The sequence below is a fragment of the Clostridium oryzae genome (genome assembly GCF_002029235.1).
In the GTDB taxonomy this organism is placed as follows: Bacteria; Bacillota; Clostridia; order Clostridiales; family Clostridiaceae; genus Clostridium_AE; species Clostridium_AE oryzae.
In genome coordinates, this window is record NZ_MZGV01000055.1 from 1 (window position 1) to 26,449 (window position 26,449).

At 32.7% G+C, this 26,449-nt stretch carries 21 protein-coding genes and 1 other annotated feature; of the genes, 15 read left to right on the plus strand and 6 right to left on the minus strand.

Going from position 1 to position 26,449, the window contains the following annotated elements; all coding sequences use genetic code 11:
- The first annotated feature begins 399 nt into the window (after window positions 1-399).
- From fabV to rd, 7 genes are all read left to right on the plus strand, one after another.
- The gene (gene fabV, locus CLORY_RS17750) at window positions 400-1,590 is read left to right on the plus strand and encodes an enoyl-ACP reductase FabV (protein WP_079426970.1); all 1,191 of its coding nucleotides are present in this window, start codon (window positions 400-402) and stop codon (window positions 1,588-1,590) included.
- A 122-nt stretch (window positions 1,591-1,712) separates the two neighbouring features.
- Complete coding sequence (locus CLORY_RS17755; RefSeq protein ID WP_079426972.1) at window positions 1,713-2,393, plus strand: response regulator transcription factor; 681 nt, start codon at window positions 1,713-1,715, stop codon at window positions 2,391-2,393.
- Between the two features lie 193 nt (window positions 2,394-2,586).
- On the plus strand, window positions 2,587-3,510 hold the full coding sequence (locus CLORY_RS17760; protein WP_079426974.1) for an ABC transporter ATP-binding protein: 924 nt from the start codon (window positions 2,587-2,589) through the stop codon (window positions 3,508-3,510).
- Window positions 3,503-4,294 (plus strand): hypothetical protein, encoded by a 792-nt coding sequence (locus tag CLORY_RS17765; RefSeq protein ID WP_079426976.1) that lies wholly within the window; start codon window positions 3,503-3,505, stop codon window positions 4,292-4,294. The genes CLORY_RS17760 and CLORY_RS17765 overlap by 8 nt, the downstream gene beginning before the upstream one ends.
- 38 nt (window positions 4,295-4,332) lie before the next feature.
- Window positions 4,333-5,277 (plus strand): sensor histidine kinase, encoded by a 945-nt coding sequence (locus CLORY_RS17770; protein WP_079426978.1) that lies wholly within the window; start codon window positions 4,333-4,335, stop codon window positions 5,275-5,277.
- A 94-nt stretch (window positions 5,278-5,371) separates the two neighbouring features.
- Window positions 5,372-7,387 carry a penicillin-binding transpeptidase domain-containing protein gene (locus tag CLORY_RS17775; RefSeq protein ID WP_079426980.1) on the plus strand — a complete coding sequence of 672 codons (2,016 nt, stop codon included), beginning with the start codon at window positions 5,372-5,374 and terminating at the stop codon, window positions 7,385-7,387.
- A 509-nt stretch (window positions 7,388-7,896) separates the two neighbouring features.
- Window positions 7,897-8,061 (plus strand): rubredoxin, encoded by a 165-nt coding sequence (gene rd, locus CLORY_RS17780; RefSeq protein ID WP_079426982.1) that lies wholly within the window; start codon window positions 7,897-7,899, stop codon window positions 8,059-8,061.
- Window positions 8,062-8,127: 66 nt separating this feature from the next.
- On the opposite strand, the gene CLORY_RS17785 is transcribed toward rd, so the two are convergent.
- A complete protein-coding gene (locus CLORY_RS17785; protein ID WP_079426984.1) occupies window positions 8,128-8,631 on the minus strand; it encodes a QueT transporter family protein in 504 nt (167 codons plus the stop codon).
- 485 nt (window positions 8,632-9,116) lie between these two features.
- On the opposite strand from CLORY_RS17785, the gene CLORY_RS17790 reads away from it, so the two are divergent.
- Genes CLORY_RS17790 through CLORY_RS17800 form a run of 3 tightly spaced genes read left to right on the plus strand, consistent with a single transcriptional unit; the run spans window position 9,117 to window position 12,185 of the window.
- Window positions 9,117-10,382 carry a M16 family metallopeptidase gene (locus tag CLORY_RS17790; RefSeq protein ID WP_079426986.1) on the plus strand — a complete coding sequence of 422 codons (1,266 nt, stop codon included), beginning with the start codon at window positions 9,117-9,119 and terminating at the stop codon, window positions 10,380-10,382.
- Window positions 10,372-11,010, plus strand: a complete 639-nt coding sequence (recX, locus tag CLORY_RS17795) for a recombination regulator RecX (protein WP_079426988.1) — start codon at window positions 10,372-10,374, stop codon at window positions 11,008-11,010. Before CLORY_RS17790 ends, recX begins: the two co-directional genes overlap by 11 nt.
- Before the next feature lie 14 nt (window positions 11,011-11,024).
- Window positions 11,025-12,185, plus strand: coding sequence for a transglutaminase domain-containing protein (locus tag CLORY_RS17800; protein WP_079426990.1), 1,161 nt, complete (start codon window positions 11,025-11,027; stop codon window positions 12,183-12,185).
- 3 nt (window positions 12,186-12,188) lie between these two features.
- Here the strand turns inward: CLORY_RS17800 and CLORY_RS17805 are convergent, their stop codons facing one another.
- On the minus strand, window positions 12,189-12,548 hold the full coding sequence (locus CLORY_RS17805; protein ID WP_079426992.1) for a tetratricopeptide repeat protein: 360 nt from the start codon (window positions 12,546-12,548) through the stop codon (window positions 12,189-12,191).
- Between the two features lie 485 nt (window positions 12,549-13,033).
- Between CLORY_RS17805 and CLORY_RS17810 the strand changes: the two genes are divergently transcribed.
- The 3 genes from CLORY_RS17810 (at window position 13,034) to CLORY_RS17820 (ending at window position 21,766) form a co-directional block, all read left to right on the plus strand.
- Entirely contained in the window at window positions 13,034-17,332 is a 4,299-nt protein-coding gene (locus CLORY_RS17810) for a 2-hydroxyacyl-CoA dehydratase (protein WP_079427011.1), read from the plus strand.
- Window positions 17,333-17,515: 183 nt separating this feature from the next.
- Window positions 17,516-17,767, plus strand: a binding site (T-box leader).
- 64 nt (window positions 17,768-17,831) lie between these two features.
- Window positions 17,832-20,474, plus strand: coding sequence for a valine--tRNA ligase (locus tag CLORY_RS17815; protein ID WP_079426994.1), 2,643 nt, complete (start codon window positions 17,832-17,834; stop codon window positions 20,472-20,474).
- 11 nt (window positions 20,475-20,485) lie between these two features.
- The gene (locus CLORY_RS17820; protein WP_079426997.1) at window positions 20,486-21,766 is read left to right on the plus strand and encodes a bifunctional folylpolyglutamate synthase/dihydrofolate synthase; all 1,281 of its coding nucleotides are present in this window, start codon (window positions 20,486-20,488) and stop codon (window positions 21,764-21,766) included.
- Between the two features lie 46 nt (window positions 21,767-21,812).
- Here CLORY_RS17820 and CLORY_RS17825 read toward each other — a convergent pair whose 3' ends face one another.
- The 3 genes from CLORY_RS17825 to CLORY_RS17835 all read right to left on the minus strand — a co-directional run bounded on the left by CLORY_RS17825 (window position 21,813) and on the right by CLORY_RS17835 (window position 23,675).
- Complete coding sequence (locus tag CLORY_RS17825) at window positions 21,813-22,439, minus strand: TetR/AcrR family transcriptional regulator (RefSeq protein ID WP_079426999.1); 627 nt, start codon at window positions 22,437-22,439, stop codon at window positions 21,813-21,815.
- Between the two features lie 57 nt (window positions 22,440-22,496).
- Complete coding sequence (locus CLORY_RS17830; RefSeq protein ID WP_169911669.1) at window positions 22,497-22,979, minus strand: flavodoxin domain-containing protein; 483 nt, start codon at window positions 22,977-22,979, stop codon at window positions 22,497-22,499.
- 441 nt (window positions 22,980-23,420) lie between these two features.
- Window positions 23,421-23,675: a TIGR03905 family TSCPD domain-containing protein gene (locus CLORY_RS17835; protein ID WP_079427003.1), complete on the minus strand. Its 255-nt coding sequence runs from the start codon at window positions 23,673-23,675 to the stop codon at window positions 23,421-23,423.
- Window positions 23,676-23,823: 148 nt separating this feature from the next.
- Between CLORY_RS17835 and CLORY_RS17840 the strand changes: the two genes are divergently transcribed.
- A complete protein-coding gene (locus CLORY_RS17840) occupies window positions 23,824-24,696 on the plus strand; it encodes a YncE family protein (RefSeq protein WP_341456651.1) in 873 nt (290 codons plus the stop codon).
- On the opposite strand, the gene CLORY_RS17845 is transcribed toward CLORY_RS17840, so the two are convergent.
- On the minus strand, window positions 24,688-25,224 hold the full coding sequence (locus CLORY_RS17845) for a DUF4364 family protein (RefSeq protein WP_079427007.1): 537 nt from the start codon (window positions 25,222-25,224) through the stop codon (window positions 24,688-24,690). The two genes, CLORY_RS17840 and CLORY_RS17845, sit on opposite strands and share 9 nt — an antisense overlap.
- Before the next feature lie 210 nt (window positions 25,225-25,434).
- On the opposite strand from CLORY_RS17845, the gene CLORY_RS17850 reads away from it, so the two are divergent.
- On the plus strand, window positions 25,435-26,271 hold the full coding sequence (locus tag CLORY_RS17850) for a hypothetical protein (protein ID WP_079427009.1): 837 nt from the start codon (window positions 25,435-25,437) through the stop codon (window positions 26,269-26,271).
- Window positions 26,272-26,449 lie beyond the last annotated feature (178 nt).

Genomic DNA, 26,449 nt, shown 5'->3' on the forward strand with positions numbered 1-26,449 from the left:
TTTGTCATGCTGTCAAGGGTGGCGGCTTCCTTCACCTACCTATTTTTCCTTGCTTTTTTTCTTCTTTTTCTCTTTTCAATCCTACTTTTTTTCTCTAAATTTTTTTCATAGCAAACTTTACACTATCGTATAATTGTTTTATATCTAATATAATAAATTTTACAAAAGTTTCATAAGTGAAAAAATATTTGCTATATTTAATTAGGTTGCGTAAAGCTAAAGATGTTTTCCAAAGCTAACTTTAGTATTAGTTTATGCAATTACCCGTTTAATGGTTACAAAAAATTTGCTGTACAAGAACATAATAAAAGTGCTTTTGGTTTATGTTTAAATTGATGTATAATGTAATAAAGGTCTTATTATGATTAATTATGCAATAGATTTGGAGGAAATTGTATCATGGTAATCAACCCAGTATTTAGAGATTATATATGTACTACTGCTCATCCTAATGGCTGCAGTGAAAATGTGAAAAATCAGATAGCTTATGTTAATAGCAAAGATAAATTTAATGGAGCTAAAAAGGTACTGATTATTGGAGCTTCCACGGGCTATGGGTTGTCTTCAAGAATTGCTGTAACGTTTGGAATGGATGCAGCAACTATAGGTGTGGTATTTGAAAGACCTGCGTCAAATCGCAAAATTGCAACTGCAGGCTGGTATAACACTGCAGCTTTTGAAAAAGCGGCAGATGAAGCTGGATATTATGCAAAAACAATTAATGGAGATGCTTTTTCTAATGAGGTAAAAGATGAGACCATTGAGGCTATTAAGAAGAATTTTGGTAAGGTAGATCTTGTTATATACAGCATAGCTTCACCTAGAAGAAAAGATCCCAATACCGGTGAGGTATTTTATTCAAAGCTAAAACCAGTTGGCGAGTCATACACAAATAAAACTGTAGATTTTCATAATAAAGTTGTTTCGGATATAGAGCTAGAACCGGCAACAGAAGATGAAATCAATGGAACTGTGAAGGTTATGGGCGGAGAAGATTGGGAACTTTGGATTAAAAGACTTAAAGAAGCCAATGTTTTAGAGCAGGGTGCGAAGACAGTAGCTTATTCTTACATAGGACCAGAGATTACATATCCAATCTACAGAGAAGGAACGATTGGAAAGGCAAAAGAGCATCTTGAAATGACTGTAAGTAAGATAAATACTCTTCTTAACGGTATAAATGGAGAGGCTTACGTTTCTGTAAACAAGGCACTTGTTACTCAATCAAGTTTGGCTGTACCGGTTGTACCTCTTTATATATCCTTACTTTATAAAGTCATGAGAAAAAAGCAAATTGATGAGAACTCTATAGAGCAAATGTATAGATTATTTTCGGAAAAATTGTACACTAAGAAGATACCATTGGATGAAAAGGGCAGAATAAGACTTGATGATATGGAAATGAGAGAAGATGTTCAAAAGGAAGTTTTAGATACCTGGGAAAGAATAGACACAGAGAACTTGACGAAAATGACTGATATTGATGCTTTTGAAGATGAATTTTTTAAACTATTTGGTTTTAATTATCCTAATATAGATTATGATGTTGATGTAGATACTGATGTTAAAATACCAAGCTTAATGGAATAATAAATTTAAATATAAGGCGAAGCAGCGAGGTGAGCGTGACCATGCAGGTCACGCTCCTTCGGCTTCTGTAAATTAAATAGTGTACTCATATATTGGTATTTTTAAAACTTATGGAGGTTTAAATGGACAAGGTATTGATTATAGAGGATAACAAAGATGTAAATATGCTTTTAGCAGAAACCTTAATTGATGAAGGATATGAAGTAGTATCCGCTTTCGATGGACTAGCTGGATCAAAAACAATCAGGACAAAAAAGTTTGATTTGATACTCCTTGATATTATGCTTCCCTATAAAAGCGGAGATGAAATATTAAGGGAACTTCGAGAATATAGTGATATACCAGTTATCATCCTATCTGCAAAAGATATGGTTGGTACCAAAATAGATTTATTAAAACTTGGAGCTGACGATTATGTGACTAAACCTTTTGATCTTGGAGAAGTTGCAGCACGTGTTGCGTCGAATCTACGTAGATTTCATAAACTTGAAAAGGTGAATTCTGTTTATAATTATAAGGATGTTGTATTAGATATAAGCACCAAACGTATTTCAGTGAATGGCGAAGAACTAGATTTAACTGCAAAAGAGTATCAGATAATGGCACTTTTGCTGCAAAACCGAGGAAAGGTATTTTCTAAAGCAAATATATATGAAACAATATGGAATGAGGAATACCTAGGAGATGATAATGCGGTAAAGACTCATATGAGTAACCTGAGAAACAAATTGAAGAAAGCTAATCCTTCTGGAGAATATATAGAGACAGTATGGGGACTTGGCTATAGGCTGTATAAGGATTAAATATAATTGGATATCTACCATTTACTTGGATGCGGTAATTAATATAGTGGTACAAGGTTTTTATCTTTATCTTTACTATCTTATTGATTTTCTTAACTTTTTCTAAACCTTTTACTGTTAGAATTAAATCATAAACAACAGGACAGGTAAATAGTCTATGTTAGTACAGCTTAAAAGCAGATAGGAGATTATTATGGGTGAGTGTATATTGAAAACAAAAAATATCACAAAAAACTTTCGAAATTTTACGGCACTTAAGAATGTATCTATTACATTAGAAGCTGGAAAGATTTATGGTTTAATTGGGCAAAATGGTGCAGGAAAAACAACATTAATGAGATTGATTGCGGGATTAAGTTTTCCGACGGATGGAGTATTAGAACTATTTGGACATGCCGGTGAAAAGGAGATACAGGAAGAACGAAAGAGAATTGGATGCTTGATTGAGTATCCTAGTTTAAATGGTAATATGACAGCAAAAGAAAATTTGAAGTTACACAGAATAATGCACGGAATTCCAAATGAGGAGATAGAGGGTGAATTACTTTTGCTTGTAGGACTAAAGGATACAGGAAAGAAGAAAGTAAAAAATTTCTCTCTTGGAATGAGGCAGCGTCTTGGAATCGCAACAGCTATGCTGGGAAATCCCGAATTGGTAATACTCGATGAACCAGTAAATGGTCTTGATCCTGTTGGAGTTGTCGAGATACGTAACCTTATTAAGAAAATGTGTGAAGAGCGCCACATAACAGTGTTGATTTCTAGCCACAATCTTCCGGAACTTTATCAGACCGCTACAGATTACATTATTATTAATAATGGAGAAATCAAAGTAACTTTAACGCATGCTGAATTAGAGGAATGCTGTGCAAAACATATCCGTATTGAATGCAGTAAACCAGAGCAGCTTGTAGAAGTATTAGAGACAAAGCTCAAAACTACTAATTTCAAGGTTATGCCAGATAAGAGTGTAAAATTATATGATTATTTGAAGGAGGAAGAACTGGTAGCAAAGACTATTTTTGAAAATGGAATTATACCAACACAATTTTCTACTGATGGAGATACACTCGAAAACTATTTTCTTTCTGTAATTGGAGGTGGAAAAGATGCTTAATTTGATTCATGCTGATTTATACAAACTAAGGAAATCAACTGGAGCTAAAATCTGTTTTATTATTACTTGTATTTGTGCAGTTGCATTTGTTTACGTTGCACATTGTATAGCTATAGGAAAATTGAGTTCTAATGTCAGTGGCAGTGCCTCTGGATTAGCTGATCTAATGCTTATATGGCTATTCGGCTCCTTAATGGCAGGAATTTTAGTTTGCAGCGATTTTGAAACAAAGACGATTCATGGTGCTGTATCCTGCGGAAGAATTAATATTGTTATCAGTAAAGCTTTAGTATATTTTATAATTATAATATTATTAGTTTTACCTTATATGCTAGTTACGATTGTTGGATTTTGCTCAGGAGAAAAGTTTGGAACGCCGTTTGTAGGATCAGTATTCCTTGGTATCTTAGCAAATGGGAGCGGACTTACTGTAACTGTAACTACAATCTGTAAGATAATTGTAGTTTCTCTGGTTGAAATGATTTTATATACCGCTGAATTGAGCATTTGTCTGCCGCTGGCATTTAAAATCAGAAAGCCTATTGTTGTTATGGCAATCGGTTTTAGCTTTGGATTTTTGGCTAATTTAATTATTACGGCGCTACAAGATGTTCCGGTGCTTAAATATGTTATTAAAAACACGCCATATTATTTCGGATTAAATATTATAACGGTTAAAACAGCAGCAGGGACTTTATTAAAAGTTACAATAATCAGCATAGTTTTCTTTACAATTATGGTGGCAATCACTCATTTACTGTTTAGGCGTTCAGAGATTAAGTAACTATATTATTGAAAGGGTTGAGATTAAGAGTGGCTTATATGGTTGGTATTTTAGTAGCAGCAATTATAATACTTTTAGCTTATATAGCTTATGTTCAGGTTCAGATACGATGTATCAGCAAACAACTTGATAAGCGTTTGAAGGAACATACACGCCAACCTATAAGTATAGAATTATTTAATTCTAATCTAAACAAATTGGCTGCGAATATTAACAAATCTTTTAAGACGGAGGAAGAACTCCGTCTAAATGTCATTAGAAACGAAAAAGAATTTAAGGAATTGATTGCTAATATCTCTCATGACCTAAGGACACCGCTGACGGCTATCAAAGGTTATCAACAGCTGATGGATAAGGGAGAACTATCCGATAAGCAGAGAAAAAATCTTAGTATTGCAAATAAACATGCAGAAGAATTGGGACAGTTAATTGAACATTTTTTTGAGTACTCCTACATTTTGAATATGCAGCCTAAATTACAGATGGAAAGGATTAATCTTACAAATCTAGTGACGGAGTGTATAATAGCTTCTGTTACGATATTTGAAGATAATGGCATATCTGTCAACTTTGAAGAAACTCCTCCTATTTTTATTTGTGCGGACAGGGAGAAGGTTACGCGTATTATCCAGAATCTTATTAGAAACTGCGTGCAGCATTCTGGAGGAGAGATTAAGGTTAAACTATCAGTAGACACAAAAGCAGTAATATCATTTCAAAATCCAATAAAGGAGTCACCACACATTGAAGCAGACAAAATATTTGAGCGTTTCTATACAGGAGATAAAGCGAGAAGCCATTCTACTGGGCTTGGACTGTCAATAGTAAAACTTTTAGCAGAGCAGATGGGAGGAAGTGCTTACGCTGAATTGAATGGTGAAATGCTAGATATTAGAGTGACTCTACCGATGATAAGAGAAAAGAGAAAAGAGATAAGAGGATTAGGGGCTTGTTTCTTTACTCTTACTTTTAAAAAAAATTAAGGAATAGAAACGACTTTACAAGAGTATACTTTTATGCAAAACTATAAACAAATATATAAGGTGGCATATTAATAATTTTGCTAAGGAGGATTATATGAGAAAGAAATATTTATTTTGTGTTCTAATGATAATAATAGTATTTAGCATGGGATGCAGCAGAGGTGACAGTCCTAAAGAAGCGTTCCAAAGATATATAGCTGCATGGCAAAAACATGACTATAAGGGGATGTATAGTGCATTAGATACATATAGCAGAAAAAGAATAGAAGAAAAGGAATTTGTATCTAGATACACAAATATATATAATGGCATAAAGTTGTCACAAATTACGATAACACCTGAATACCCTAAGGTATTCAAGAAGGATTCTAATGGAAATACACCTATTCCTTTTGAAGTAGTAATGAATACAGCTGCAGGTGAAATAAAATTTAAAGATACTGCATATTTTATAAAGGATACTTCAACAAAAGAATGGAGACTTAGCTGGAGTTCAAAATTGATATTTCCACAGCTTAAGAATGATTATAAAGTTCGCATAACAACTGCCTATGGCAAGCGTGGTGAAATCAAAACGGCTGATGGCAAGTATCTTGCTCAAAATGGATATATATACTCAGTAGGAATAGTGCCAAATAAATTAGGAAAAGATTCAAAGAAAACTAAAGATACTATAGCTAAAATATTAAATATTGATAAGAGTTTTATTAATAAGAGGTTGTCAGCTAAATTTGTTAAACCTTATATGTTTATACAGATTGATAGTATTTCAATGGATGATGAAAGAGTATATAAATTAAAACAGATAAATGGTGTTATGCTTCAGAAAGTGCCAGCAAGAGTTTATCCGTTAAAGGAAAAAGCAGCTTTATTAACTGGATATGTACATCCAATCACTGCAGAGGAACTCCAAAAATTAAGAAAAGAAGGTTATGACGAAAATGATATTATAGGCAAAGCCGGGCTTGAGAAGATATATGAGAAGCAGTTAAAAGCTACTGATGGAAAAGAAATTTATATAACTGATGAAAATGGAGATAAAGTCAAATCACTAGCTAAGACCGTTAAGAAAGATGGTAAGGATATTCACTTAACTATAGATGCTGATATTCAGAGTGAAGTTTATGGTCAGTATAAAGCAAGTTCAGGTGCTGCTGTTGTAATGCAGCCTAAAACTGGTGCTGTACTTGCACTTGTGAGTGCACCTGGATATGATCCCAATGATTTTGTTTTAGGAATGTCCTCTGATAAGTGGAATTCGCTACAGAACAATGAAAAGAAACCTTTTTTAAATAGATTTCAATCTACGTTTGCACCAGGGTCTACTTTTAAACCATTGACTGCAATTATGGGGTTAAAAACTGGGAAACTTAATCCAAATGTCGATGCTAAAATATCGGGACTCAAATGGCAGAAAGATAAAAGCTGGGGAAAGTATCATGTTACAAGAGATGAAACTTATAGTGGTCCTTCTAACCTTCTGAACGCACTAGTATATTCTGATAACATATATTTCGCAAAAGCAGCTTTAAATATAGGTAAAGAAAATTTTATAGATGAGACAAAAAAATTAGGTATTGGTGAAAATATACCGTTTGAGTACGGACTTAAGACTTCGCAGATATCTTCAGATGGGACAATAAAAAGTGATGTACAGCTTGCTGATTCAGGATATGGTCAGGCACAGGTACTGATAAATCCTGTTCAGCTAGCTTCGATATATACTTCTTTTGTAAACAATGGGAACATAATTACTCCTTACTTAAATGTGGATACTGGAACACCGTCAAAGATATGGATATCACATGTGTATTCAGAAAATATCTTAAATATGGTGTTTAATGACATGAAGCAGATAGTAAAAAATCCTGAAGGTACAGCACACAAAGCATATATGGCTGATTTACCGCTGGCTGGTAAGACTGGTACGGCTGAAATAAAGAAAAGTCAGACAGACACTACTGGTACAGAGAACGGGTGGTTTGTGGCGGTAAACACTGATAAACCTAAGCTGCTTGTATTGGAAATGCATGAAAATGTGAAGCACAGAGGTGGAAGCGGGTATGTAGTTCCTAAAGTAAAAGAGATATTTGACAAGTTCTGCAAATAGGCAAATATATATCTATAAAACTTAGAGTAGCAAATAAAATAATTGGATACACTATAAATATATTGCGAACCAAATTCTCAGAACGTATTAATAAAGAGAAAGTGCATTTAACAGGTATGAGAGTAAAGAGAAAAGAGTAAAGAGAAAAGTGAAGGTTAAAATTCAGCCGGGCTGAATTTTGATTGTATAGAGACTCTTAATTATTTAGATAATTCTTTTGTAATACTAGGCATAGTCTTAGTTTTTAAAAAGTTATCGCTGGTAATCAGATTTAAATTCTTAGAAATTCTGCATAGCAGAATTTCTTCCTTCACTTTTCTCTCTTCTCTTTACTCTTTTCTCTTAATATGGTTCGCAATATATTTATTTTGCGATATATGTATAAATTATGGTACAAAGCTATATTTTTGTATAATCAGAAAAAATAATAATTATCATATAAATAATGGTAGTCAAATCATAAAAATTATTATATAATATTAATATAATATTGGTGAGGAGATGTTATTATGAAAAAATATGTTTGTATAGCATGTGGATATATTTATGATCCAGCAGAAGGAGATCCAGATAATGGAGTAGCACCAGGAACTTCATTTGACGATGTTCCGGATGATTGGGTATGTCCTTTATGTGGAGTTGGCAAGGATCAATTTGAGGAAGTAAATGAATAGAAATTAGAACATAAAATCTCCCGGCGTTTAAACACCGGGAGATTTTAATATTAATATATATAAGTTCTATTTTTCACCTGAAAATAGTTTTTTAAACTTTGAGTTTTTTTCAATAAAACTTATTAGCACAAGACCAAGTATATAGGCACATACGAATTCGCCTATTCCTACTTGAAGCATTGTAAGCAGCAAAGGAAGCTTCAAAATATAATTGAGTTCAAAGCCTACAACTAACGCATTAATTATTACAGGTGGAAGTGGAGCTAAAAACTTTTTGTATTTAATACTGCTTTTACCAATTAAATAAGTTAGACACGCAGAAATAAGTGTAGCTAAGGAACCTAATGCTATGTCGATGACCCCTAATGGACTTCCTAAATTAGAAATTATACATCCAATAAACAGAGATGGTATGAATATTGGAGAGAAGTACGGCAGTGCTGTAAAAGCCTCAGCTATTCTAAACTGGATAGATTGAAAGCTTAGAGCGGGTACGATAAAGAGTGTTACAACCACATATATGGCTGCAACCATTGCAGAAGTTACCAGTTGTTTTGTTGAAAATTTCATTTTATAATACCTCCATAGTTTTGTTTATAGACAGGATGGTTACGAACTGTCTTATAATTTTAATCCTTGTCCATTCTATCAAAAGCTTACTTATTAGTCAAATGAGTTTTTTACTCTTTAGGAATTTATGGTTTTTGCGAATTGTGGATAACTTTTAGCAAATGTCAAGATACACTCCTAAAGAGTAAAAAAGATGGGTGCAGGGAAGGCACTTCCCGCCTCAGTAAAGGGGGGTGTCAGGGAGCGTAGCGGACGCCGCAGGGGTTCAAGGCCTAAATGGCCTTGAACGAGCTATCTACGAGTGGCAACGAGTGAGATAGATAGCTCCGGTCCGGAGGACATAGGTCCCCCTCCGGAATCGGCATCTGGTTTTGCCGATTTTTTTATAGAAAACGTCATACACATATTTATTTAAAAACATTTACTAAATAAAATTATATAGTACAATAGAAATGTGATTAAATTTTATTTGAACAGGAGAAAGAATGAGTTATAAATATTTTGATACGAGAGAGTGCAGACTTAAAAATGGCTTAAGAGTCGTTTCGATAAAAAAAGAAACTGGCCTTTTTTCCTTAAATTTTGGTGTGAAAGTTGGTTCAGCATATGAAAATAATGAGGAAAGAGGAATAGCTCATTTTATTGAGCATATGCTTTTTAAAGGGACCCTTAAAAGAAATAATGAGGAACTTAATAGAGAACTTGAATATCTAGGGGGATCCTATAATGCATATACTGATTATACTTGTACAGTATTTACGATTACAGCCTTAAAGGATGAAATAGAACAAGCTATTGAATTGCTTGCAGACATGGCAATAAACTCTAATTTTGATGAGGCAGAAATCACTAAAGAGAAGGGTGTAGTAATTTCAGAATTTGATGCTAGTGAAGATGATCTTGAGGGTTATAGCTTTAAGATGGTGAATAAGATTGCTTTCAGCAAAAGTCCATTGAAATACGATATAATTGGTACTAAAGAAAGTATAAAGTCGATTAGCAGGCATAAGATAGAAGATTTTTATAAGAAATTTTATGTTCCCAATAACTGCTGTATCACTATTGTATCATCTCTGGAACATAATCAAGTAATAAGTATAATAGATAAGTATTTTGCTAAGTGGCAGCAAGAAAACTTACAGCCGATATTTATATTAAATGAAAAGAATAAGCATGTACTGAAAGTAAATTATAGAAGTAATATAGAACAAAGCACAATAACTTATCTATATACGTTTTATGATTTGAAAAAGGAAGAGGAATTGGCGTTAAAGATATTAAATCATAGACTTGGGGAGAGCACTAATTCTATACTTTTCAGAGAACTAAGGGAGAAAAGAGGCCTTGCCTATGATGTATACACCCATTTAGATATATCTGATAATGTAAGGACGCTTTATATCTTTACAGCGGTAAAAGATAAAAATGTTGAAGATAGCATAAAAATTATTGATGCAGCTATACGCGATCTGAAAATTAACAGACAGGGTATAGATGAAGAAATTATGTTGCTGATGAAGAAAGTTTTAAAGACTGAGATAGAAGCTATGATGGAAAATTCTGAGGATTTTGGAGAATATGTACTTCAGCAGTGCCTAGAAAATGAGGATATTTATAGCTTTGAAAAAGATTTGGAAGCTATGGACAAAATTACGGTAGAACAGATATATGATGTTGCTGTGAAGGTTTTAGAAAAACCCAGTGTACATATCCTTAAGCAGAAAAATAGAGGGGAAGATTATGAAAAGTAAAATAACTGCTATAGAAGTGCAGAAAAAAAATAAGAAAAGAGTTAATATTTTTTTAGATAATGATTTTGCATTCAGCTGTGACGCAGAAATTATCTTTAAGTATCAGCTAAAGACTAATGAATATATAGAGGCAAGAAAAATAAATGACATAGCTGCCGAGGATAATTTTATAAGGGCTAAAAGTTGTGCTATAGCTTATATACAAAAAGCTCTGAAAACTGAAAAAGAGGTTAGAAATAAGCTGAATGATAAGGGCTATGATCAGGATATAATAACAAGAGTTATAGAATTCATGAAAAAATATGATTTAGTGAATGACGAAAGCTATGTAAAAGCTTATATTAACACGGAAAAAAGTAAAAATGGAATAAATAAAATAAAATATAATTTACTAAGGAAGGGAATTCCTGAATGTATAATTAGCAGTGTATTAAGCGATGTTTGTGAAGACGACCAGATAAATTCTGCTAAAATAGTAGCAGAAAAAAAGTACAAATCACTTTTGAAATTAGAACAGGATAAGGTTAAGTTATATAATAAGTTAATTAGGTTTTTGACAGGCAGAGGTTATTCCTATGAAATGTCTAAGAAGCTTAGTAAGGAAGTTATAAAATATGATGAAGAATAAAGAGGTGATTAACCTTGAATATAAATTTAATTTCTGTTTTCTTGGTTCTAGTAATTGCAATTCCTTTAGTTAAAGGATTTTTTATGATTTTTTCATCTGAGGATTTGAAGGAGGATATAGTATCTTTTGAATCCAGCGTTACATTTATAATTTCGTTAATAGCAGCATTGTTTTTCATTAAAAAAATTTTCTTGGAACATAACTATGGTATTTATAAAACTATATATGAGAAATTGCTGACTTATGATATTTTTAACTCACAATATAACATGTACGCTGTGTATCTAGCAATAATGCCATTATTGATATTTATTATTTTTGAAGTTATTAGCTTTATTTTCTTTTTAATAAATTCAATAGCGGTTTTCCCTACATTGAAGTTGCTAGAAAGAGGACTTGCAAAAAGGAGCAAACTAACTAAAAGAATAATATCTTTAGTGTTTTCAATTCCTAAATCTGCTGCTTATCTTATATTTTTCACTGTCGCATTAAACATCATAATAATGTTTAATGTCAGTAAGCCGTTTAATAAATATATTGCAAAGTCTCAAATATACAATAGTGTATGTAAGAAAGTAGTTGTACCAGTTGCAAATTCTCAGCTAGCAAAGCAGATACCAAATATATTAGATAATAGCTTTAAAATTGAAAAAAGACAGATTCCGAATGGAACAGGAAAAGAAAAATTTACAGGTAAAACTATTGTTTATTATAACGGCATAACTATTGGACAAGGTGTTAAATCTAATAAAGAAATAGATAGATTTACAAAGGAACTTCTTGCAGGTACGGTAAATGATTATGACAAAGCGAAAAAGATATATGAATGGATTGGTCAAAATATAAAGTACGATAATGTTAAAGCAAAAAAAATACTAAATAATGATTTTGATGAAAAGTCTGGGGCCATACCTACATTTGAAAGTAGAAAGGGTATATGCTTAGATTATTCCTGCCTTTACGTAGCCATGAGCAGAAGTGCTCATTTGAAGGTGAGGCTCATAACTGGTGAAGGTTTTAATGGAGTAAATTGGGTAAACCATGCATGGAATCAAGTTTACGTAAATAATGAATGGATTAATTTAGATAGCACTTTCTATAATGGAGGATATTACTTTGATACCCCAAGGTTTTTATTAGACCATCGATATTCTTCAATAGCAGGCGAATGGTAAGACTTAGCTGGTTTTACTTCTATAATTTTGAACGATTAGGTTAATAGCTTTCTCACAGTCTTTATCATCATTATCCAAGCACCAAGCTCTATTGAAATAGATGAGAGCCATTTTATTATTTTTAGTCATAGCATAGCAGTAGGCTAAGTTAAAATAGTACTTGCTTTCATCTCTTATTTTTAGGGCTTTTTTTAAAAGCGCCATAGCGTTTTGATAATCTTTAAGTTTTATTAGGCAAACGCCTGAATTGTAATAGGCGGAAGCTTCATTATCTTTTGACTCTATAGCTTTTTTATAAAATTCTAATGCTTTTTTATAGTCTTTAACACTGTAAAATTCATTAGCTTTCTCAAAATAATTCATAGATTTACCTCCTAATATTATTGGTAAATAAATTTTCCAGAAATAAGTTTATATTTTATTGGATAATAATATATATTCTGGAAGTACCATGTTATTACATTAAATTATTGACATTAAAACAAAAAATATACTAAAAACGTATTAATAAAGGAATACTAACTAATAAGAAATACTAATTAGAAATAACTAAATATTTGCTTATTATCGTTTTTGTGTATAATTAATATCATTGACTAAGAAGTATGTTGGTGTTAGAATTTCTTAAGTGATCATATATTTAAAAGGGTAAGACTTAAATTTATGAATGTTAGATTTATTAATTTAAAGTAAAGATTTGTCTGTTTTGTTATGTTAATTTAGCATTTTTTGATTATATTGCTTAAATATCACATATAGGAAGAAAAATCTGAAAATATTTTAAATAAAAATATATGATTGAAACAATAATTTTCTTTATTTATTTAATGAAGATGGGATGGGTTAAAATGAAAGAAATTTATCATCTTGGTATGGATGTGGGATCTACCACAGTCAAACTGGTAGTATTAGATAAAAATTCGGACATTATATTTAGTAAATATAGGAGACATTTCTCTGACATAAAGAAGACAATAGCTGGTTTGTTCGAAGAGGCTTACAAATTATATGGAAAAAATCAAATCACAATAATGATTACTGGTTCAGGCGGACTTTCTGTATCAAAATGGCTAGGTATTCCATTTATTCAAGAAGTTATTTCATGCACACATACTGTAGAAAAATACGCACCCAATACAGATGTAGCTATTGAGCTTGGTGGAGAGGATGCTAAGATAACCTATTTTAGAGGTGGTCTTGATCAGAGGATGAATGGAAGTTGTGCTGGAGGAACAGGAGCTTTTATTGATCAGATGGCTTCATTACTTCAGACAGATGCAGCTGGTTTAAACGAATTAGCTAAAAATTATAAGGTTATATATCCTATAGCAGCAAGGTGCGGTGTGTTCGCAAAAACAGATATCCAGCCTTTGCTTAATGAAGGTGCTGCTAAGGAAGATATTGCTGTCTCAGTGTTCCAGTCAGTAGTAAATCAAACTATTAGTGGACTTGCATGTGGAAAGCCAATTAAGGGAAATGTGGCATTCCTTGGAGGACCGCTTTATTTCTTGTCAGAATTAAGAAAGAGATTTATAGAAACGTTAAAGCTTGCGAAGAATCAGATCATTTTTCCGGAGAATTCGCAATTATTTGTTGCTATTGGAGCTGCACTTCAATCCATGTCTGGTAAGGTTATAGCATTTAGTGTACTAATGGATAGATTATCAAGTATGGCAGACAATACTGATAATGCAATACAAAAAATGCCGCCATTATTTAACAATGAAGAAGAACTAAAGTTATTTCATGAGAGACATGATAAAGATAAAGCTACATATGGAGAGTTATCAAGCTATAAAGGTAAATGTTATTTTGGAATAGATGCAGGCTCAACAACTACCAAAGCAGTTCTAATCGGAGAAAACGGCGAGATATTGTACAGCCATTATGGAAGCAATGAAGGAAGTCCGCTAAATCGTGTTATAGGTATATTGAAGGAATTATATTCTAAACTACCGAAAGGTGCTGTTATTGCTAATAGTGCAGTTACCGGTTATGGAGAAGGACTTATCAAAGCGGCGTTAAATGTGGATATTGGTGAGATTGAGACGATAGCTCATTTTAAGGCGGCAGATTTCTTTTTACCAGGAGTAGAATTTATTCTGGATATTGGTGGACAAGATATGAAATGTCTTAAAGTGAAAGATGGAGTAATTGACAGCATACTTTTAAATGAAGCCTGTTCGTCAGGATGTGGGTCTTTCATAGAAACTTTTGCACATTCACTTAACATGGAGATTAAAGAATTTGCTGAGGAAGCTTTGAAGTCTCAGAATCCTGTTGATTTAGGTTCTAGATGTACAGTTTTTATGAATTCGAGGGTTAAGCAATCACAAAAAGAGGGTGCAACTGTAGCAGATATTTCAGCAGGGTTATCTTATTCTGTAATTAAAAATGCACTGCAAAAGGTTATAAAAATAAGAAATCCTGAAGAGATGGGCGAGAAGATAATTGTACAAGGCGGTACTTTTTATAATAATGCAGTACTTAGAAGTTTTGAACTCATATCTGAAAGAGAAGCAATACGACCTGATATAGCAGGACTTATGGGTGCCTTTGGTTCTGCATTAATAGCTAGAGAGAGATGTGAAGAAAATCATACTAGTTCCATATTGAAGATGGAGGAGCTTGAGAATTTTTCATCTAACTCATCTATGAGAAGATGCGGACTCTGTGCTAATAATTGTCTTCTTACTATAAATGAATTTAGTGATGGTACGAGATTTATTACGGGAAATAGGTGCGAAAGAGGAGCCGGAAAGGAAATTAATACTGTTAAAGCTCCTAATTTATATGAATATAAGTATAAAAGAGTCTTTGACTATATTCCACTAAAAAAAGAGGAAGCTATAAGGGGTACAGTTGGGATTCCTAGAGTTTTAAATATGTATGAGAATTATCCATTTTGGTTTACTTTCTTTACACAACTAGGGTTTAGAGTTGAACTTTCTCCAAGATCAAGTAAAAGAGTATATGAACTTGGTATTGAAACCATACCTTCGGAATCTGTTTGTTATCCTGGAAAGTTAGTACATGGACATATTATGAGCTTAATAAATAGAGGAATACAGTTTATATTTTATCCTAGTGTTCCTTATGAGAAAATTGAAGATAGCAGGGCGGATAATCACTATAACTGTCCAATAGTAACTTCATATCCTGAAGTAATAAAAAATAATATGGACATTTTGAAGGAAAAGAATATAAACTACAAAAATCCGTTTTTATCATTAAATGATAAGAAAAAGCTTTATGAACGGCTCTATAGTGAGCTTAAGGAGTTTAATATAAAGCACAGTGAAATTGTTACAGCGGTAGATAAGGCTTGGAATGAAAGAATCAATTTTGAACATGATATAAAAAATAAAGGAAAAGAGATACTTGAGTATATAGAAAAAACAGGTAAAAGGGGTATTGTATTAGGAGGCAGACCTTATCATATAGACCCTGAAATAAATCATGGTATTCCTAACCTGATAACTAATTTTGGAATGGCAGTACTCACTGAAGATTCTGTCGCTGATGCAGAACTATTAGAAAGACCGCTGAGAGTTGTAGATCAATGGGTTTACCATTCAAGAATTTATAAAGCAGCTGCTTTTGTTGCAGAACATTCAAATTTGGAGCTTGTTCAGTTAAATTCTTTTGGCTGTGGACTTGATGCAGTAACTACTGATCAGGTTCAGGAAATTCTATCGGCTAAAGGAAAGATATATACCGTTTTGAAAATCGATGAAGGTAATAATTTAGGTGCAGCTAGAATTAGGATGCGTTCTCTTAAAGCTGCTATTGAAGAAAGAGATAGAAATAATTATAAGCCGGTTATTACTGAGCCGGACAAGCAACGTGTATTGTTTACAGAGGATATGAGAATGATGCATACAATATTATGTCCACAGATGTCACCTATTCATTTTGAACTTTTGGAAGAAGCATTTAATGAGTCAGGTTACAGCATAAAGGTTCTTCCAGCAGCAGATAAACAAGCTATAGAAGAAGGACTTAAGTATGTAAACAATGATGCATGCTATCCATCTATAATTGTTATTGGTCAGCTTATTTCAGCTTTGAAATCCGGTAAGTATGATATTAATAATACTTCGGTAATCATTTCTCAGACCGGAGGAGGCTGCAGAGCTACAAATTATATAGGATTTTTGCGAAAGGCATTGAAGGATGCTGGATATGGTAATGTTCCTGTTATTTCATTAAATGCTGGTGGACTTGAAAAGAATCCTGGATTTAAGATAACACCTACATTGCTGAATAAATCAATGATGGCACTAGTATATGGAGACTTGTTTATGAGACTGCTTTATAGGACAAGACCTTATGAAAAGATTCCTGGATCAGCAGAATCACTTTATAGGGAATGGGTTCGCAGATGTAAGGAGTCTATTAAAACTGGAAGTCGGTCATTGTATAAGAAAAATGTTTATGATATCGTTAGAGATTTTGATAAATTGAGAATTAAGACATCTCCAAAGCCTAAGGTTGGTCTTGTAGGAGAAATACTTGTAAAATTTCATCCAATGGCCAATAACAATGTTGTTAAAATCGTAGAGGATGAAGGTGCTGAAGCAGTTATGCCGGATTTAACGGATTTCTTGCTATATTGTGCTTATGATGCTAATTTTAAGCATGACTATCTGGGAGATAAAAAATCAAAACAGATTGCTAGTAATGCTGCGATAGTAGGAATTGAGTACTATAGGAAGCATATGAAGAAAGCCTTAGAAAGCAGTAAGAGGTTTACTGCACCAAAAACCATACAAGAGTTAGCAAAAGGAGCATCTGAAATATTATCATTGGGTAACCAGACTGGTGAAGGATGGTTCTTAACCGCAGAGATGATAGAGCTTATTGAAAGCGGAGTTGAGAATATAGTATGTATGCAGCCATTTGCTTGCTTGCCTAACCATGTTACTGGAAAGGGAATGATTAAGGCATTGAAAGCTAAATATCCTATGGCTAACATTGTTGCAGTTGACTACGACCCAGGTGCTAGTGAAGTAAATCAGCTAAATAGAATTAAGCTTATGATGTCTACTGCTTTTAAAAACCTTAAATTGAAAGAGGAAGAAAAAATAGAAGAGGAACAAAATTTTTCTGCAAATGATGAAGTTGCAGGTGGAAAAGCAAACTAATTAGGAATTCCTAATTCTTAATTAATTATCCTATGTTCAAGAGAATTTTCAAGGTTAAGTAAATAGTGTGTTAAAAAGAGATGCGGCATAGCTAACTATTTTGCTCCTTGACAGATATATAATTTACGTTATAATTGTTTATATGTGGTTATCACGCCTGTGATTCACAACATAAAAGAATATATAAAAGCTTTGATAAAGAGGAGTAGGGTAGATTCATATTAAGAGAGGAAAATTCATAGGCTGGAAGGTTTTCTATATGATATATTTCGAATGTAGCTTTTGAGCATTTTTACTGAAATTTATATATAAGTTTTACGGAAGCTGATAGCTTGAGTTACTTATGTTATTAGGTAAAAACGGAGTTTCAACCGTTATTATATGAGAGCCCATTTAGTGGGAATAAAGGTGGTACCGCGAGTCTTCGTCCTTTGGATGAAGGCTCTTTTTGTCGGAACTTTTAAAATCTATTTATAAACAATTAGGAGGATAAATTAGAATGGAAGAGAAAAATATTTCAACAACCTATAATCCAAAAGAATTTGAGGAAAAACTATATAAACTTTGGGAAGAGAAGAAATACTTTACACCAAAGGTGGATAAAAATAAGAAGCCCTATACAATAATTATGCCACCGCCAAATATAACTGGAAAATTGCATCTAGGTCATGCGTTAGATAATGCACTTCAAGATATGCTTATAAGATTTAAGAGGATGCAGGGCTATAGTGCTTTATGGCTGCCAGGGGAAGATCATGCCAGCATAGCTACAGAGGTGAAGGTTGAGAAAGAACTTCTTAAAGAAGGTATACATAAAAAAGAAATAGGCAGAGAAGCTTTCCTTGAAAAGGTATGGGATTGGACTTATGAATATAGAGACAGAATAAAAGAGCAGCTTAAAAAGATGGGGTGTTCAGCTGATTTTACAAGAGAAGCCTTTACTATGGATGATAATTTAAGCAAAGCGGTAAAGCATGTATTTGTAAAATTGTATAATGAAGGACTTATATATCAAGGAAATAGAATAACTAACTGGTGTCCTAAATGCCAGACTGCTCTATCTGATGCGGAAATAGAATACCAAGAACAGCAAGGAAATTTTTGGCACATTAAGTATCCTATTATAGGTACAGACGACTATATTGAAATTGCAACTACGAGACCTGAAACAATGTTAGGAGATACAGCAGTAGCAGTTAATCCTACTGATGAGAGATATAAGCATCTTGTAGGAAAGAAGCTTTTGCTTCCTTTAGTTAATAAGGAAATTCCAATAATAGAAGACAGCTATGTAGATAAGGAATTTGGAACTGGTGCAGTTAAAATAACCCCAGCTCATGATCCTAACGATTATGCAGTAGGTAAGAGACACGATCTTGAGGAAATAAATATATTAAATGAAGACGGAACAATAAACAAGCTTGGCGGAAAATATGCTGGTATGGATAGATATGAGGCTCGTAAAGCAATTGTTGAAGACTTGAAAGCTCAAGGATATCTTGTAAAAATCGTTCCTCATACTCATAATGTAAGCTGTCATGATAGATGCGGAAGTTCCATTGAACCAATGATATCTAAGCAGTGGTATGTAAGAATGAAAACTTTAGCTGAGCCAGCTGTAAAAGTTGTTAAGGAGAAGGAAACAAAATTTGTTCCAGAGAGATTTGAAAAGATATATTATAACTGGATGGAAAATATACAAGATTGGTGTATTTCAAGACAACTTTGGTGGGGACATAGAATACCAGTGTGGTACTGCAAAGACTGCGGAGAAGTTATAGTTTCAGAAGAAACTCCGTTGTCTTGCTCAAAATGTGGCAGCCAGAATCTTGAACAGGATAAAGATGTACTTGATACTTGGTTCAGTTCCGCACTTTGGCCGTTTTCTACCCTTGGATGGCCTGATAGAACGGAGGATCTTGAATATTTCTATCCAACAGATGTGCTTGTTACTGGTTATGACATAATATTCTTCTGGGTTGCCAGAATGGTATTTTCAGGCCTGCACAACATGGATAGAACTCCGTTTAATACCGTGTTTATACATGGTATAGTTAGAGATTCTCAGGGAAGAAAGATGTCTAAATCTCTAGGAAATGGTGTAGATCCATTAGACGTAATCGACAAATACGGTGCAGATGCATTAAGATTTATGCTTGTATCAGGAAACGCTCCAGGAAATGACATAAGATATTATGAGGAAAAAGTTGAAGCAGCTAGAAACTTTGCTAATAAGATTTGGAATGCTTCTAGATTTGTTATGATGAATCTGGATAGAAATATAATGGATAAATATAAAGCTTCACAAAACTACACAGCCGCTGATAGATGGATAATGTCAAGACTTCATACAGTTGTTAGTGAAGTTACTGAGAACATAGAGAACTTTGAACTTGGTATAGCTGTTCAAAAGATTTATGACTTTTTATGGAATGAATTCTGTGATTGGTATATTGAACTTTCAAAGCCTATACTTTATGGTGAAGATGAAGCAGCTAAAGGAGTTACGTATAATGTTTTGTTTAACGTGCTTACTGCAGGCTTAAAATTACTTCATCCTATAATGCCATTTATTACAGAAGAAATATATATGCATCTTGGTGGAGAGACTGAATCAATAACTATCGCTAAATGGCCTGAAGCTTCAGAATTTGCTAAAGATGAAGCAAGTGAAACAGTTATGAATCATATAATAGAAGCAATAAAAGGTATAAGAAATGCAAGACTTGAGATGCAGGTACCAAACTCAAGAAAGGCAAAACTTATAGTTTACGGAAAAGAAGAAATTCAAAACTATTTTGCTGATGCTAAATTGTATTTTGAAAAGCTGGCTTCTGTTAGTGAAATAGAGCTTATAGCGTCTAAGGACAGCGTTCCTAAGAATACTGTTTCGGTAGTTACGCAAGGAGCAGAATTATTTATACCTCTTTTAGACCTTATAGATGTAGATAAAGAACTGGAAAGGCTTGCAAAAGAGCAGGATAGACTTAATAAAGAAATCGAAAGAGTAGATAAAAAGCTAAGTAATGAGAGATTTGTAAGCAAAGCTCCTGAAAGTGTTGTTGCGGAAGAAAGAGCTAAAGGAGAAAAATATAAAGAGATGCTTAAGGCAGTGCTTGAAAGAATAGACAGCCTTAAATAGGAGAATTGAAGATGGACTATGATCAGATGAGAGAGTATCTCAAAGCATCGGCTGGCAGCAAATACGGGATAGACACAACTAAAAGAATACTTGATAAACTAGATAATCCTCAGGATAAAATCAAATGTGTTCATATAGCAGGTACTAATGGTAAAGGTTCCACTACAGCCATGCTGTGTTCTATATTAAGAAGCGAGGGATATAAGGTTGGAATGTACACTTCTCCTGCTTTGGAGGAGTTTGAAGAGGTAATTCAGATAAATAATGCGGGAATAACAAAAGCTGAACTTAGTTCTGTTGTAGAAAAAGTGAAGGAGGCAGCTCAAAGAGTCATAGCTGAAGGCTTTGACTCTCCTTCTGAATTTGAAATACTCACGTGTGCAATGTATTTGTACTTCCATCAGCAAAAGGTTGATATAGCTTTAGTGGAGGTAGGACTTGGTGGAGAACTTGATGCTACCAATGTTATTACTCCTGTTCTAAGCATTATAACTTCAATCAGTTATGATCATATGAATATATTAGGGAAATCTTTAGCAGATATCGCAAAAGCAAAATGTGGTATTATTAAACCAACGGTTCCTGTAGTAACCATAGAACAGCCTGATGAAGCTGCAGAAGTTATAAAAGCGGTATGCAATGAAAAACAAAGTTATATAGTAATTACAAGCAAATCTGCTGTTAAACTGAAGGAAGTACGTGACTATAAACAGTATATTGAGGTTACCACTAAAAATGACTATTACGAAATTGGACTTTCGTTACTTGGATTGCATCAGTTGATTAACTTAGGTCTAGTCATCAACGCAGTAGAACTTCTACAGCAAAATGGATTTACAATAAGTAGAAATAGCATTTTAAGCGGATTATCTTCAGTTATTTGGAAGGGTAGATTGGAGGTACTTAAAAGAGAGCCTCTTATAGTAATCGATGGAGCACATAATGCGGATGGTTTTAGTTATCTTAAGAAAAATATAAAGACATATTTTAAATATGATAAACTGTATTTGATAATAGGTATACTGGCAGACAAAGAAGTTGAGACTATGGTAAGCTCTGTAGCTCCGATGGCTGAGAAAATTTTTACTGTTACACCTAAAAGTCCAAGAGCGGAGAAAGCTGAAAATTTAAGAAAGATAATACATACAATAAATAGTAACTGTGAAGCTTTCGATGATTATGAAACTGCTTATAAAAGGGCACTTGAACTATGCGGCAAAACAGATATGATATTAGGCTGCGGGTCCTTATATATGATAGGAAACTTAAGGAAAATAATAGGAAATAACTAAATATTTCCAGGGAAAAGTTAAAAACCACTATGGTACAGGAAATGTCCTATATCGTAGTGGTTTTTGTTAGTCCTCTTAGTAATACATCAAAATGATGCTGTATTAGCCTATTTTTTTGGTGCTCAGAAACTTCTTTTTCTATAATCAGCCTAGAAATAAGACCGTGAGTAGAAGTCCAAATAATTTGAGCAGTTAGTTCAGGGTCCATTTCTCTAAAATTACCCTTAGTTATTGCTATAGATATTAGTTTACTTAATCCACCAATAGTTTCTCTTTTGGAAGAAATACCTTGTTCTAATATATTTATTTTATGTTGAATCGAATCAATATCACTCATTAATATTATTTTAAATAACTGGGGATTTTGCAGCATAAAATCAATATATCTTTTTAATGCTTCTACTAATGTTTCTGAAGGATTTTCTTCATTTATTGGTACTGAAGATATCTGCTTTAGAATTTTTTTATATCCTATTTCTACAATACAGCTCAGTATATCAGCTTTATCTTTAAAATAGTGATAAATGATACCTGGTGAATATTCTATTTTATTAGCTATTTTCCTTATAGATAGGTTTTCATAGCCTTTGTTTTTCATTATATCTGCAGCGGCAGTTAGAATCTTTTCCTTTAGTGCCTCTGCTTCTGCTTGCTTTCTTTCTGCTATACCCATTTTTCACTCCTGAAAAAATATTTTCTATTAAACTAAATGCAATAAGGAAGCCTATTGTTACTTCTCATTGTTCATAGCTGCTGCAAATTCGTCTATCTCCGTATCCAATAGATTAAGAATGTCTTTAGAAGATTTGGTCACAATCCTAATAATCAATTTCTCAAAAAAATTCATATCTTTTATTGTGATAGCACCACCAAAGAATGCTTTTGCAGTCGCAGAATTAATGAGCGATTCGGGATAAAATTGACTATATTCAGATAATACTTTTTCTTTATCGCTTAATCCACATAAGAATAATCCTAATTTTTTTGTTTCTAACACATTTAAATTATTTGAAACAAATTGCTTGACTTCGGGCATCACTTGTCCCATATAAACAGGCCCGCCGATTATTAAGCTGTCATATTGATTAATATCTGGCAGCCTACGCTCCTTTAAATTATATTTTTCTATTGTTCCTTCGAGTTTTTGTGAAAGCCGCTCTACGCATTTTTCTGTAAAGTTATGTTTTGTAATATATAAAATTGCTGTTTTCATTGTATAATCTCCCATCTAAAAAATATTAAACAGTGAAAAAGTATTAAACAGTGTTCAATAAAGATTATAACAATATATATTTATTTTAGCAAGCAGACCATAATAAATAAATTACTAAGTAAAAGAGTAAAGAGTAGAGAGAAAAGTAAAGGAAGAAATTCTGTTGTGCAGAATTTCTGAGAATTTAAATCTGATTATCGGCGATAACTTTTTAAAAACTAAGATAATACCTAATATTCCAAAAGTATTATTAAAATAATTAGAACTATCTATACAATTAAAATTCAGCATAGCTGAATTTTAACCTTCTCTTTTCTCTTTACTCTTAACTCTCATACCTATTTAATGCACTTTCTCTAAACTATTCTGTCTAGAGCATTTAGTTCGTAATTTACTTAATTTGCGACTAAATAAATTAGGTTGTCCTAATTAAATATATAGCTACTTGTTATGACAAGCACAATACTCTTCTAAAGCTGTAGCTAGCTGATCAGGACAGGAAGTACCTTTTGAACCGCATTTTACACCTTTTAATTTTTCAATTACATCAGCAACTTTCATTCCCTCTGTAAGCTTGGCTATACCAAGAGTATTACCAGCACATCCGCCTACGAATTCTACAGAAGTTACTGTGCCTTCATTTATCTCGAAATTGATTGCCTTTGAACAAACGCCTTTTGTAACATATTTATTCATAAAAAATCCTCCTAAACTAAGTTGTACATAGTCTAAATTATAGAACAAATTTAGAAATATTTCAAACTAATAATATGTACTAAATTGTTATTGCTACATATTATGGAATTATGGCTATACAGAATTGGATGTGATAAATTTGGATTATATGTTTGTATGCAATACAGGTTCTGATAGTATATCAAGAGTAAACCTGAATTCGTTTAAAGAGGATAGGAGAATCAAATTAAACAATATCTCAGGGAAAGTAGGACCCCATGGTTTATGCAGCTGGAAGAGCAATATTATAGTTGCAAACAGCTATAGCAGCAGTATAGTTATAATAGACATTATGTTTAGAGATAAACTGGAAGAATATTATATTGGCGGACATTGTAATGATGTAGCTGTTATAGGTAACACGGCCTTTATTGTATGTGGTGAATGCAATAATGTTATTGTATTTGATTTGGAAAGCAAGAAGGTAGAAGAAGAGATTCCCTGTGGTGATTTTCCTCATAGTATAGAAGTTGATAAAGATAATAAGTTTATAGTTATAGCCAATATGAACGAAGATAGTATAACTTTAGTAGAAACGGACAAAAGACAGGTGATAACTAATATAAAAGTAGGAAATTACCCAACTAAAGCTATATTTACATCTGATTCAAAGTACATTATGGTATGTGAAAGTTATTTAGGCAGCGATCAGGAAGGCAGTATAAATGTAATAGACTTAGATACTCTTAGGTCACTTAAAGTAATAAAGAGCGGAAGTGGCCCCGTAGATATCTTTCAGGATAAAGATATGTGTTATGTTTCTAATTTCAACGATGAGAGTGTTAGCTGTCTATATATAGACGAATTAGAGGTAGTAAAGAAAATAAAGTTAGAAGGTATGCCAAGAGGAATATGCAAAAAAGGAAGATATCTTTATGTAAGCGATAGTTATAAAAATAAGCTAATTTGCTATGATATATATAATGAAACAAAAAAGATAATAACCGTAGGCAATGAACCTACGGACATAATACTAATCTGAGTTCTCAATCAAAAGTTTCATTATTCCATTATATATTTGAGAGGAATTTGACTTCCATTTGTCACATAATTTTATTGCATGCTTTTTTGTAGGTACAGCCACATTTATATCTATCAATACAGAAGAGTTTTCTTCAGCTCTTAAATTAACTAGGAAAGAGTTATTACTGTGAACAGTATAATCTGAATGCAGCGATATCTCTTTTTTGATTTTTTCATTATTTATTTTTAAGTATGAATCTATTTTTGCAACTGTATCCTCAGGCAGACGTGTGATAAAAAGATTCAGCACTTCAATGCCCTTTTTAGTTATACTAATTCGGTTTTTTGTGTCCTTTAAATGTATTTTTTCTAAAAGCTTAGAAACTATTAGTTCATCTAGATACTGTTGAAGCAAAAAATAATTTAGAAATCCATTTTCAAGAACTATTTGAGTGATTTGATTCTGAGAAATAGGAACATTTATCTTATTTATAGTATAAAGCAGTAAAAGCTTATTTTCTGCCAGTATATTTTGATCCTCGAACATTAAATATAAGCCCCCTCCAGTAAAAAAATAAACAAGGTTATTATATCACAATGAAATAATCTTTTAAATAATTTCCAAGCTTGGAGTCATAAAAATTACATTTTGTTATCAAAATAAATATTCGCTACAATTGGACACCTTTTTCATGTATAATAATATTATCAGATAATTAGATAATATTATTTTGAGTAAAATTATGGGAGGCCAATTATGAAGAAAAGGATAATTGCAGCTGCTATTTTGATTTCAGTTTTTCTTTCCTCCTGCGGATCAGGAAAAGCAAATAAAAATAATATAAATAAAACTTCTTCAGTTAAGACAGAAACTACTGTACAAGATAATAGCAAATATGTGTCGATGGTCAAAGAGGGTGAGCCAGATAAATATAAAGGTGAAACCTATGGTGAATATTTTGATAAATATTTCGAAAATCCATCTTGGATACACAAATCTAAAGATGGCAATGATTATGTGCAGTTTTCAGGAAACTGTACATATAGGAATACAAATGTTACTGCAAAAATTTTGTTTTTAATAGATACTGAAATAAATACATTTACTTTGGATAAAATGACATTTAATGATGTACCACAAGATCAGCTGACAATCGATGAGCTTATGACTAAGGTGTTTGGTAAACAGATATCACCTAACAATAGTGGTGCAGAAAATAAAACCCAAGACAGTAATAATAGCAAAAAGGATAGTTCTTCCAATAAAACTGATAAATCTGCTGACAATAAAACAGAAAATGTTAATACTTCAAAAGACAGCGCTTCAAAAGGTAATAGTTCAGGAAATAAATCTACTGGGAATGTTGATAATGACCGAATTGATAAAGAAAGGGCAGTGCAATTGGTAAAAGATTATTTGAAAAGAAAAAATGAGTATATGCCTAAGGTTATAGAAGTAGACAGCGAAGATGATAAAAACTTCAACGTGCACTGTTACGATGTAGTAGATTCAGGCAAGAGCAGTGAACATACGGCAACAAGCGGATGGTATTATGTAGACAAGAAAACAGGAAAGGTTACTTCAATGTTTTAAAATTTTAATATAATATTTAAGGAGAATATTTTGCACATTAAATATGACAAGATATTCTCCTTTTACTTTGTACAAATATATATTATTATATATTAAGAAATTTATTACAGATAAGCCGTTTATCTTATTACATGGTCATTTACGCCACAGGCATATACATAATTTAACAGTATATACA